Source organism: Calothrix sp. FACHB-168 (assembly GCF_963889195.1).
In the GTDB taxonomy this organism is placed as follows: Bacteria; Cyanobacteriota; Cyanobacteriia; order Cyanobacteriales; family Nostocaceae; genus Aulosira; species Aulosira anomala_A.
Window position 1 is genome coordinate 55,668 of the sequence record NZ_CAWPNJ010000047.1, and the last position, 11,503, is coordinate 67,170.

Below are 11,503 nucleotides of genomic sequence, written 5' to 3' on the forward strand. Positions count from 1 at the left end.
AAAATTATCGCAATAATGCAACGCTTGCTAGAATGAAAATTTTCAATTAACTATGGATAATCTTCAGATAAAAATACTTAGCAAAATAGCAATATGTATAACCTTATTGATTGGTGTCGCAATTCTAATTATCAGTATTTACCCTGGTGCATTAAATAGTTTCTTTTTTCCAGTTATGCTGGTGTCAATTGTTTGTGTACCATTTGCAGTATTGGCAATTCTCTTCTGGGGATTGAGAACTTTAGGAAGACGGAATTTGAAAAGTATTAGACTTAGGAGGCAAACTTTTGTACCCTGGAGAGAAGTTACTATCATTGCAGGTATAGTTTTAGTTTGTTATGTCCTGCTCAAGTTCTACATTCCCCGTCGTTTAGCATTTATGATATCGCAATCGGCGTTTGAACAAGTTCGGGTACAACTTCCTATTTCTGCAAAAGGAAATATCAAATTAAACCGCAAACTCGGTTTATATGAAGTTGATGAATACGCTATGGATTCTCGTGGTGGTGTATATTTTCGTGTCTTCTGGGGTGGTGATGGTCTAAGTCCTGATACCATATCCTATGGTTTTGTCCATCAACCGAATAGTGAAGGAAGTCCATTTGGTGCTGCTAAGTACCAAGTATTTTACTTGTACGGTGATTGGTATTGGTTTCGTGTATCCGATGATTTTTAGGGATGACAATTAAGCTAGTTTTGAGTTATGGATAAGTGACATTACTACTTATTCAGTCACAAATATGAAATCTCATATTCACCATACCTTGATTTTGCTAGTAGCAATAACTGGGATAACATTGTTTTCAACTCCATCTATATCTAGTGATACTCATCAATCAATATCTTCTATCACAGTTAAGTCTGCAAAAGAGAATTCATTACCCCAGTTATGGAAGGTGAAAATTAACGGGAAATCTGGATATATTGATCGCACTGGGAAATTACTGGTTAAACCCCAGTTTGATTATGCTTCGTCGTTTTATGAGGGATTAGCTCAAGTTCAAGTAGGTCAAAAATGGGGATATATTGACCACACAGGTAAATTGGTCATCAAGCCACAGTTTGATGATGGCGATCGCTTTTTGAATGGTTTTGCTAAAGTCGAAGTTGGTAAAAAGTGGGGAATCATAGACAGTAATGGTCAGTTTGTGGTTAAACCACAGTTTGATAATCTTGAATATTTTGTCAATGGTTTTGCTTTAGTTGCTATTGGTAAACAATGGGGATTCGTTGACAATAAGGGTAAATTAGTCATCAAACCTCAATTTGATAGTGCTTGGTCATTCTTTGAGAATTTAGCAGCAGTGCAAGTTGGTAAAAAATGGGGATTTGTTGATAATAAGGGTAAATTGGTAATTCAACCTCAGTTTGATACTGCTTGGTCATTTTCTAAGAGTTTAGCAGTAGTAGAAGTTGGTAAAAAATGGGGATTTATTAATCCAAAAGGTAAATTAGTCATCAAACCTCAATTTGATGCAGCTTGGTCATTTTATGAGGATTTAGCAGCAGTCCAAATTGGAGGTAAATGGGGATTTATTGACCGCACTGGAAAATTAGTCATTAAACCCCAGTTTGATATGACTTGGCTTTTTGAGAATGGGTTAGCACAAGTGATAGTTGGCGGAAAATCGGGATATATTGACCGTACAGGGAAACTAGCGATCGCACCACAGTTTGATAAGATTGGTTATTTCTCCGAGGGATTAGCAGATGTACAAATTGGAGGTAAATGGGGATATATTGACCGCACTGGTAAATTAGCGATCGCACCACAGTTTGATAGTGCTTATTCCTTCTCTAATGAGTTAGCAGAAGTGCAAGTTGGAGAAGAATCTGGATATATCGATCGCACTGGTAAATATATTTGGCAACCAACCCAGTAATTATATAATTTTCGACAAATTTGAGTCTGAAATATTATGAGATAATGAGATGACAATAGAGATGGGAATTCTCCAAATTAATACCGGGAATTATGAGGTGATTCCTGTTGCAACTAGCGAGATATTTTATCAATTTTGGTTGCCTACTTGTAAGTTTCTTGGTTTACAATTAATCAGTCATTTTCATGATGGGTCTTTAAATGTCGTGTCAGTAGAAGATGTTCCTAGAATTGTAGAAGAATTGATTTGTTTACATTCCTATACTTTAGAAAAAGAAAATTTAGCTTTTATGAGCGAGAGAATAGAACGTATAATCCAGGTATTTCAAACAACAGATACGACATCCTATGAATATGATTTTGGATAATGAATGTAATTTTAGAGATTGATGTTTATAATACTTTGATACAGCCGTCTTTGATTTCGATTTTAGAGTCATCTTTGACTTCGACTTTTCCACAAGATGTTTCAATGACAGCAGCTTTACCGCTACCTTGTATCGTTGCGGCTCCAGTCGTACGACCATTGAATGTAACTTCTTTCATTGAACCATCCATCTGGACTTTCATTACATGTTTGTCCGAGTCGTTATTGGAATATTTGATATAAACAGAAGCCCAAGAGGGGCTGGAAAAAATAATGCTTGGGATAGCAGACAACATCGCTAATAAAAGTATTTTTTTCATAGCTTTTATAAAACCATTTTCATCAACATTTTTATGTATATTTATTTTTTACTTTAGAAAAACAAAAAATGACCTGAGTAGTTGTACGTAAATTATATAACTGTGGCTATAACTGCATAAAAATAATTATTTTCGCGCAAGTTTCACCTTTTTAAATTAGCCGATGGAGATTAGATTGTAAGTCTGTAAAGGTTAATTAAGTTTTCAGATTAAAAAATTAAAAATCAGCAAACGCCAGGTCTAGCACACTCACACTGGAAAAATAGATCCAGATGATGGGTCATTTAGGGATACAATATATTATATATGTACTCCAACCTTTCTAAAATTCGTTGAGATCGCATCTCGGCTTGCTCTGCATTAAAGCCAAAGTTGTACCGCATCTTACCCATATTCTTAATTCGCCATTGGTTGATTTTATAATCTATTTCATTGCTCATCTTCACTTGCTCATTCGTGAGTTCAGGAGCGATATTGAGTCCGATGGTTTCTGCAAGGAGTCTGGCAAAATCCACAGTGTGCAAGTATGGGTAATCTCGAATTAATTCCCCAGAGCGAAGAAAAGCCAGTAATCCTTCAATTGGAGATAACCCATATTGAATATCATCTAGAAAATCCTTGAGCCATTGTTCTGGAGAAAACTCACAAAAACGAATCCAATCCCCCTGAATTTCAACCTCGTATCCTTCCTGGGTGAGAAACAAATCGCGCACAGGATTATCCCAATCGACAATTCGTAACAACCCTGGATATTGCCGATTTCCTGGATTTTTGAGCCAATCCCCCGACTTTGCCGCTTTCAACTTTGCGAGGAACTTAGGTAAAGGCTGATTCCATACTTGGGCAGAATTGTTTGCCATAACGTCCTCAATCGACCAGTAATGTCCCAGCCGTTCCCAATTGCCACCATTGCAGACTTCTAGCAAAAACGTTCTGTAAATGTCAGGTAGTCGAATTCTATGTTGTGCTTCTAACGCGCTCAACTTTGCTTCAGAACCAATTGGCGGATTAGTCGTGATTTGGGCATAGCGATTGTAAGGATCGAATTTTCGCAATCGAGCGAGGGTAACGTGAATTCGTTCAGGAACGCTTAACCATTTTCGCAGGGGTAATTGGCAACCGAAATGACGCTCTACTGTAAAAATGTCTTGATCGTACACCCTCACCCTTCCTTGCGGGTCGTGAGAGAACTGAATTTCTAACTGAGTCAACACTTGACATAATTGCTCTGCCTCAGCATCAGTCGGAAATAGTCCCACAAGATGGGGATGCTTGATTCTCTTAATCTCCCGATACATAAACTCACAAGCTTCAGCCTCATCCGTAAATTCAAACAGCAGATGTTGAACCGCACCACGCTCGGTATAAACGACTTGCCAGTTATCATCTGTTTGAATCAAGCAAATCTCATCATCACCCAAGGAGCGAATTTGATACAGGCTACAACCTTCACCCCAAAGTTTGAGATCGAGTAACTCTGCATTCAGATATCTGACTTCCCACATGCACTCACCTCTTACCATTTGGTATGATTATTACTTCCCTTGTTCTGCCCGAAAAAGCCGGAGGAATCCCCCATCAAACCATTCCCCATAGTGAAATCGCAGTTCCCCGGATAGTAGCATCTGACCTCGACAGTAAAGAAAGTAGGTTTCTTTTGGGAAATAACTTTGCAAAGGGAGCAATCCTTTTTTCAACGCTGCGCGATCGCCATTTTGCCAGAGTCTTGCAAGGTGAGATGCTAAACAGTTCAAGAAAAATTCAGCTTTAGGCAAGGAAGGATCTGTTCCTAAAGTTACCAACTCATCTTCTCTTCCTCTCCAATCAACAGACATTTCCCAATCTTCGACGGGATGTAAGCAGGATGTCTGCGAAGCCCAGATAACTAACTCTAGGTACGTCGGCTCATTCACGTTGGTAAATAAGGTATTCGCATTTATTGGCATCGCAATTTCTAAAACCGTCAACAAGCCGATCGCATTGTGATGTACACTTCCTGTCACCAGTCGATATTGCTTACCATTGGCTTCAAAGGGAATTGTATAGGGGTACTGCAATTTTGCTTTTTGAAAATGCTGTAAGCAAAGCTGATGAAAGTCAGGTTGAGGTAGTGGTGGATCAAAAAACATCCAATCTAAACACAAACTATTTTTTTCTTGGCTCACAGAAGCACCATCTAAATAACGCCATAGCTTTTCAGCTTGAATGACGCAGCGTTGCAGATTTGGATAAGCAACTAGACGAGCAAGAATTTCTGCTGAGATTTCACGGTTGAGTAGGTTGGCGATAGCCATCTGATGCAGCAGTTCATATCTAATTGCAGCAACCTGATTGGGCGTATATAAGCGTGCTTTTTCTGCAAAAAATAGTAGATATATACTCGCAACTTCCTCAATCTCAGACAAAATCTGGGGAATTAGTAAAGAGTGAGTAGGACTAGCAGTAGACGCAAAGCGTAAATTCCACTGGGTTTCGTTGAGCAGTTCAATTCCCTCGATTTCTTGCAGATTACTCCAATTCCGCGCAACCTGTATCACCTTCAATGCTGTGCCATAGGGAATACCGTACATCGGATAGTAACTCCCCGGATGCCATAAACAAATCGGTTCATTGAAAGACTCGCCATGAATTTGAAACAGTCGATCTATCAGTTCCCAAACTGCCCAATTTTGATAAACTTGCGGTAGTTTCCAACTGCGATCGCCAATAAGCTGCTGGCAATTCCTGACAAAGAAGCGATTATCCTCATTCTCGTACATTTCACGCGCCTGAAAGCACTGCCAAAACGTATCATGATGGGCATGACGTGCCAAAAACTGAATTAGGAGCGAATCGTCATATCGGGTTATGGCTTTGCGACTGTGGCGACCAGAGAATAACACACCTGAATCGCTTTGCGCGATCGCTAGTGTATACCCATCAATCAGAACAAAGGTTTTACCATACATTCAGCAACTCTCGTTTTCGTTCTAAAGGAATTGCAGGACAATTTTCAATAAACTGCTTCAACCTAGCCTCGGATAAACCCATGAAATATCCTTTGAAAAGAAGGTACGGACTTTGCTGAGAATTCAAAATTGAGATAGATTTTTCGATTTCGTAAATCTCTTTATTTAAAAAATTGAGATGCATTTGTAACCATTGCTTCGGCGTATAGCGTTCCATCACAACATAGGTCAACAACGGTTGTAAGCAGATTTGAATTTTCACTTCATGTCCTTCTTGTGTCAAAAATAACCCGTAAGTCTCTTGTTCTGGAGGATACAACCCAATTCGTAATAGTCCAGGAAGGGCGTTAATTTTCAGGAGATAGGGTAACTCGACTGCATCAGATTGTTTTCCTGTTGACAGAAATTGACTAACGAAATCAGGCGGTGACTGGTGCCATAACTGGATAGAATTATGTTGCATGATTTCATCAATTGTCATCCAGCAGTCGCGCTCGGCACAATCCCAACACCCTCCATTTCCCACCTCTAGCAAAAAAGCAGCATAGGCGAATGGTAGCTGAATTTCCAATGCTTTTAGAATCGCCATTGAGCCAAGCGGTGGATTTAAGTCTATTGCCAAACACATTCCATCTGGATCGAGGTATTTCAACCGATCCAACGCGAAACGAATCTCCCTAGCAACTTCAATCATTGCAGTTTGATGGGCGGTTAAATGCATAGCTCTAACCCAGAGACTTGCTCCAAAAACATAGTAGCAAAGGATTCACAACGAGGCATGATTTTTGGAAGTTCAACCCGTAGCAGTGCGATCGCCGCATCAACATCCTCACAATCACAATATAAGTGTTCTAGATGATACCCTAGTACAGCTTCGGGGGTTTCTGTACTCCCACAGCAGTTGTGAGCAACCCAAGCGATGAAGGATTTTGTTGCGCGTTCGTGAAGCGACTCCTGCGGAGTATCGCATTCGATATCCAACAAATAAGCTCGAATAAAAAATTCCTCTGAGTAGCCAAGGGCAATTGGAAGCGTTTCAATCAACCCTTTTTTGAGGCACACTTTCGCACCTTTAGTGGCAATTTCCAGTAAATCATCAGCAGGTTTTTCAATCGCCAGAATCTGAGCATCAGCCCAAGCAATGAGGTTCTGCTCGGAAACAATGCCAATATTCCAAAGGGTGAGTGCGATCTCTAAAGGACTTGGATTTTCTAGTGGCATACTCCTCACATCTTCCAAGTAAAATTGGAAGATTAAATACTCAGTATAACGCCAAAAGTATTAATTTAGTGTTAAAAGCAAACAAAAATACTGTAGCTATATCGCCCAGATGTTTGATTTTCCTGTATGTATACGTAAATTTGCAAGATATTAAGTTAACCTAAATTAGGATTTATTAGCTCAAATGTTCCCAAAACTAAGATGGCGATTGCTGCTTTTCATATTTCCTTTGGTGGTGGTTGGAATTTATCTGCTGCAACCGACTCCCCCCGCACCTTGTGGAAGCCTGAAGAAATTTGGCGCGATCGAGGAAGGAGAACGCTGTATCATCAATCGTAACGTTACCCTAGAAGGCAATCTCAAAAGACTTCCCAATCAACTAACCGTCAAAGGCAACCTAACTATTAGCGGTACGTACATTGAAGAACTGCCCAATGCAATGGTAGTTGAAGGAAACCTTTTTTTGTACAAAACTAGCATTGCCAAACTTCCCCCAGATTTGCAGGTTCAAGGAAGTTTCGATCAATATAGTGGATTTGGTTCTCCAGGGGTTAAATGTAATGCAATCCCTAAAACTGCTTTTATCAAAGGGAATCGCAACTGTCACTAATTACGATCGCAATAGACTGCAAATCAAATCGCTTACTAATTGGATTCATCAATTTAGTCCAATTTTAAAGAACAATGTTACAATCCTGGCGAATCAAACCCAGGAAATCAATCGTGCCTAAACAATTCTGTAATCTCAAGTGGTTGAGATTTAATCGTACCTCTTTCACCCTGTTTGCGATTTTATTTGCGATAGTTGTGATAATTGCACTCTTCTTCCGAGATGATTGGATTAGACCGTTACTGGGCGACGTTTTAATTGTCATGGTGATTGCTTACTTTGTTCATGCTTTTATTGCAGTTCCACTACGGAAGGTTGCTATTGGAACTCTTATCTTTGCCTACTTGATTGAGTTTCTTCAGTTTCTTAATCTCATTGATATTTTAGGCTGGCGAAACTCCCAGCTAGCTCATTTAACAATTGGATCTACTTTCGACTGGCGAGATTTGGTTGCTTATACGCTGGGGATTGCGATCGTTCTCCTCACTGCCAGTCGTTTGAAGTCATAAACTAGTATTATTTTCCTCTTTATCGAGTGTTCATCATTGCTTTGATATGGTGTAAACGTCCCAGATTTAAACGATTTGGGCATTGCTTACTTCTGGTTTAACTACCAAAAAACTGTGACTATTATCAAAATTATATTTGATGATAGCTAATATCTCCAACTTGGTTTTCTGGATTGCTTATATATTTTCACGAAAATTTTCTATATGAATACTCAAAAGAATATCAATATTTTTCCTATAAATCATCCCACTTTCTACATATACATACTATCTATATTCGGTTTTATATCCTTGATATCCTTGATTTGGTTATCGGCAAATTCTAAATATTCACTCAGAGGAGGCTTATTTAGTAGTTTTTTCTTGACGATTTTAGTCTTAATTATTTCTATTACAGCAGTGATTCTAATTTTTAAATCAAATTTGTCTCGGTGGTTAAAATTCATATTGTCTATACCTCAATTCTTGGGGATAATGCCCTTAACTTTATTTATTGTTCAATTGTTTATAGTAATTTTTATTTTTGGAACAGGATGTAGAACTGACTTTGTTTCTCCTAGTGGGAAAAAATCTATCGCAATTAGCGAGACATGTTATATGGACTGTCATCATGCTGTTTTTAGACATTATTGGCTATTGGAAAAAGAAATCGGCTCAATTTCCCATAATTCCCAGAGAAGATGCAAGACAGAGGATGATTTCCAAGTAATTTGGAATTCTGATGAAACTGCAATTAGATTGAAAGAAAATAATAATTATCCTCAATCTCAATTAAAAGGAAGTTTATTAATAGATTGATTTGAATTGCAAGAGGGAGCAACGCTATTTGATATCGAAAAATTTCTAGGAAGTAATAAACTAGTATTATTTGCCTCTTTATCGAGTATTCATCATTGCTTTGATATCGCGTAAACGTCCCAGATTTAAACGATTTGGGCATTGCTTGCTTCTGGTTTGACTACCAAAAAACAGTGACTCAAACTTGCAGTACTGAGTTTGATAACGCTCCCAAAGAGCTTGAGTAGTATCTTGCCCAGATGTAACTGGAGCTTGCTGCGGCTCGTTTTCTGAATCATATACAGCTATCCCCGTTAGATCCGCAATGCGATCGTTATTTAGCCGAGCTAAACAGCGATGATATAGCATCGGTGCCATAGAACTTTCTTTAAAAGGCTCAACCAACTCAGTACAATGTGCTTCACGATAGTCTTGCCAGTGCTTCTGTGCGATCGCAAATGTTGGCTGATACTGTTTCGATAGTCTTTTTGCCCAATCGCCATAAATACTTGATTGCAAAAGCTGAGTTGTTTTCGACCAATAGACCGCGCATTGATTTAACCCGATCTGTGTCTCATCCACACAATTTAGCTCTGGAATTCCAGGTCGTACAGAACCCTTGAAGAGAGCTAAACCACGAGCAGGCGCTTTCAAAAGTTCTTCAAGTTGACGAATTCGAGCCTCTCTGAGACGCTGATGACATTGAGCCAATCTCAGGGTGTTCAGGGAGAATAGAGCTTTTTCGATCTGGCAATACTGAGTTTGATATTGCTCCCAGTGGCGTTGCACCGATGAATTTCTCAATTTGAGTTGATCGAGTAAGGATTCAAATCGAAGATCGCGAGATTGGAGGGTTATAACCTCACCACCTCTTTGCAATTCTAGAATGCGATCGTTATTTAATCGCGCTAAACAGATAGATGTTGCAATTGGAAAATCTGGCGTATTGCGTAAGCGTTGAGTTAACTGTTGGCAGTGTTGTATTTGAAACTGATGCCAGGATTTATCCGCGATCGCCAGTTGATGTTGAAGGGGTGGAATAATAATCCCAATTACCAATCCTAATAACTGTAGTAACAGCGGAAAAAAGCGTCGCCACCGTTGATTTAGAAAAGAGCCTTTCTGGATGGCACGCACCCAAAAGAAAATCGCCCAAATTAACCCAATCAATACTGCGATCGCACCTGAGATACAGAGCAATGGTAAGAAAAACCATGTCAGCCAATCTAACCAAACAAAGTGCAATAATCGTATTAACCACAGTCCTAAGCTAACGCCAATGATGTAGCGGACAATCCCCGACTGCCAAACTGAGCGTTTTTTCATAGCCAGCCCTGTGAACGGTTCACTCCATAAGTAATATGCAATCCAGTATAAAAAATATAGTGACTTTGTTGATTCTGAATTGAACTCAGTATATTCTCGTAAATATTAGAAGTGAACTTGTAGTTAAATTGAAGTTTGAAATATGAGGCGTATGATTTGAGCCAGTTCATAGGGGAGTAGTAACAGAATAATGGGAGAAATAGAATACCCAGACTGGACAATTGATCGGCGATGCGTGTTACAGAAACTGGAAAATATAGCTAAGGATTACATTCATTACTTTACATATCAAGCAAGAGACTATCAACCAATGGTGGTGATTTGGTCGCGTGATGAATTGCTAAAAGGATTAGATGCCCTTCATTTACTCAATTGTGAGATCGATAGACTTATTTTTGAGCGGATTTCTCAAAACTATCCTCATCTGAGTCAATGTGTTCATGCTGCTGAATGCTTGTGGTATACCAATCCGGAGATTTTAATCCAGGACAGCGATGTGAGCTTGGATTGGATGGTGTTTAGTTTGTTTGGGTTGATTGATGATGAAATTCGCGATACTCCAAAGGAGTCGCTACGCGATCGCGCTTTAGCCGTCTTCAGAACTGCTCAACTTGAACAACCTGAAACCTTACGAATGGAAATACATGGCAATCAGTATCAACTGGTTACTGGATGGGAAGGAGGGCGAATTAAACTACTCAACTCCATCGAGCTTATGTCCTAAATTATAGAAAATTGCTTCGCATTTTTGGCTTGTAGATGAACGTAAACGCTTTACCCATCGATCCGAGCGATCGCTATATTTTTTTCACGGATTTGTGGGATGAACCTTGGACAGATGAGAACGCAGAAGTTATTCGATATACACTCTTTCACGATCCAGAACCTTCGATTTGTTCTTTGTGTCCTCAAATTCTCAGTTCTTGGGGCGATACTCCTGGAAGGAGTGGCTGCCGCCATCGCAGCTGTGACACCCGTAATGCTTTTTTGCGCTATATTGAAGCACCATTAGATTTTCAGGTGCTGAATGAGGTACTAACGGCGAGTGGTGCGTTGGGCTTTGGGGACGATGAAATGGTAAATGCGATCGCAACTCATATTTGCAGTACCGAATACTGTGTCCCGTTAAATGTCATTGATGCCCTAAATCAATTAAATAACCCAACTCCAACCGTTCTAGATGCCCTGGAAAGGGCGACGACGATTCCCAACAGCTACTATGCGGATGAAATGATTCGCCGTACTGCTGCGGAAACCTTAAGCAAGTTGAGGGAAAAATATCGCTAACAAATTTCTGCTTTTTCATTAAAAATGGTCAAACAACCTTGAATTGATGTATTTGTATGAAAATTTCCATCTATTTGGCTTATTATTGCCTTGGTACTGCTTTTTGCTGTATTGATCGCGTTTTGCATATGTTTTAGATCCGTGGGAATCAAAGGTTAATATAAAACCCTTTCTTTTAGTAGAAGTTATCAACAGTAATGACAGTTATCTTGAAAGAAATACTCGCTGATCACAAATGAAGCTTAATTCATTGCCC

General features: G+C 39.4%; 14 protein-coding genes. 8 read left to right on the plus strand and 6 right to left on the minus strand.

Going from position 1 to position 11,503, the window contains the following annotated elements; all coding sequences use genetic code 11:
• Positions 1 to 52: 52 nt before the first annotated feature.
• From AACW45_RS26465 to AACW45_RS26475, 3 genes are all read left to right on the plus strand, one after another.
• On the plus strand, positions 53 to 676 hold the full coding sequence (locus AACW45_RS26465; protein WP_190635897.1) for a hypothetical protein: 624 nt from the start codon (positions 53 to 55) through the stop codon (positions 674 to 676).
• A gap of 64 nt (positions 677 to 740) precedes the next feature.
• The gene (locus AACW45_RS26470) at positions 741 to 1,883 is read left to right on the plus strand and encodes a WG repeat-containing protein (RefSeq protein WP_190635899.1); all 1,143 of its coding nucleotides are present in this window, start codon (positions 741 to 743) and stop codon (positions 1,881 to 1,883) included.
• Positions 1,884 to 1,932: 49 nt separating this feature from the next.
• Positions 1,933 to 2,250, plus strand: a complete 318-nt coding sequence (locus AACW45_RS26475; protein ID WP_190635900.1) for a hypothetical protein — start codon at positions 1,933 to 1,935, stop codon at positions 2,248 to 2,250.
• A gap of 25 nt (positions 2,251 to 2,275) precedes the next feature.
• Here AACW45_RS26475 and AACW45_RS26480 read toward each other — a convergent pair whose 3' ends face one another.
• The 5 genes from AACW45_RS26480 to AACW45_RS26500 all read right to left on the minus strand — a co-directional run bounded on the left by AACW45_RS26480 (position 2,276) and on the right by AACW45_RS26500 (position 6,738).
• The gene (locus AACW45_RS26480; protein ID WP_190635902.1) at positions 2,276 to 2,569 is read right to left on the minus strand and encodes a hypothetical protein; all 294 of its coding nucleotides are present in this window, start codon (positions 2,567 to 2,569) and stop codon (positions 2,276 to 2,278) included.
• Between the two features lie 284 nt (positions 2,570 to 2,853).
• Positions 2,854 to 4,074 (minus strand): SMI1/KNR4 family protein, encoded by a 1,221-nt coding sequence (locus AACW45_RS26485; protein ID WP_190635904.1) that lies wholly within the window; start codon positions 4,072 to 4,074, stop codon positions 2,854 to 2,856.
• Positions 4,075 to 4,104: 30 nt separating this feature from the next.
• Positions 4,105 to 5,517, minus strand: a complete 1,413-nt coding sequence (locus tag AACW45_RS26490; RefSeq protein ID WP_190635906.1) for a hypothetical protein — start codon at positions 5,515 to 5,517, stop codon at positions 4,105 to 4,107.
• Positions 5,507 to 6,238: a hypothetical protein gene (locus AACW45_RS26495; RefSeq protein ID WP_190635908.1), complete on the minus strand. Its 732-nt coding sequence runs from the start codon at positions 6,236 to 6,238 to the stop codon at positions 5,507 to 5,509. The genes AACW45_RS26490 and AACW45_RS26495 overlap by 11 nt, the downstream gene beginning before the upstream one ends.
• Positions 6,229 to 6,738 carry a hypothetical protein gene (locus AACW45_RS26500; protein WP_190635910.1) on the minus strand — a complete coding sequence of 170 codons (510 nt, stop codon included), beginning with the start codon at positions 6,736 to 6,738 and terminating at the stop codon, positions 6,229 to 6,231. Before AACW45_RS26500 ends, AACW45_RS26495 begins: the two co-directional genes overlap by 10 nt.
• 184 nt (positions 6,739 to 6,922) lie before the next feature.
• Between AACW45_RS26500 and AACW45_RS26505 the strand changes: the two genes are divergently transcribed.
• The 3 genes from AACW45_RS26505 (at position 6,923) to AACW45_RS26515 (ending at position 8,655) form a co-directional block, all read left to right on the plus strand.
• Complete coding sequence (locus tag AACW45_RS26505; RefSeq protein WP_190635911.1) at positions 6,923 to 7,348, plus strand: hypothetical protein; 426 nt, start codon at positions 6,923 to 6,925, stop codon at positions 7,346 to 7,348.
• A 113-nt stretch (positions 7,349 to 7,461) separates the two neighbouring features.
• Complete coding sequence (locus AACW45_RS26510) at positions 7,462 to 7,857, plus strand: ribosomal maturation YjgA family protein (RefSeq protein WP_313933806.1); 396 nt, start codon at positions 7,462 to 7,464, stop codon at positions 7,855 to 7,857.
• Positions 7,858 to 8,331: 474 nt separating this feature from the next.
• Entirely contained in the window at positions 8,332 to 8,655 is a 324-nt protein-coding gene (locus AACW45_RS26515) for a hypothetical protein (RefSeq protein ID WP_242045758.1), read from the plus strand.
• 78 nt (positions 8,656 to 8,733) lie between these two features.
• Here AACW45_RS26515 and AACW45_RS26520 read toward each other — a convergent pair whose 3' ends face one another.
• Positions 8,734 to 9,960 (minus strand): lysozyme inhibitor LprI family protein, encoded by a 1,227-nt coding sequence (locus AACW45_RS26520; protein WP_242045759.1) that lies wholly within the window; start codon positions 9,958 to 9,960, stop codon positions 8,734 to 8,736.
• A 190-nt stretch (positions 9,961 to 10,150) separates the two neighbouring features.
• Here AACW45_RS26520 and AACW45_RS26525 point away from each other — a divergent pair, with 190 nt between their 5' ends.
• Complete coding sequence (locus AACW45_RS26525) at positions 10,151 to 10,684, plus strand: hypothetical protein (RefSeq protein ID WP_190635915.1); 534 nt, start codon at positions 10,151 to 10,153, stop codon at positions 10,682 to 10,684.
• Between the two features lie 35 nt (positions 10,685 to 10,719).
• On the plus strand, positions 10,720 to 11,247 hold the full coding sequence (locus tag AACW45_RS26530; RefSeq protein WP_190635917.1) for a hypothetical protein: 528 nt from the start codon (positions 10,720 to 10,722) through the stop codon (positions 11,245 to 11,247).
• Positions 11,248 to 11,503: the final 256 nt, after the last annotated feature.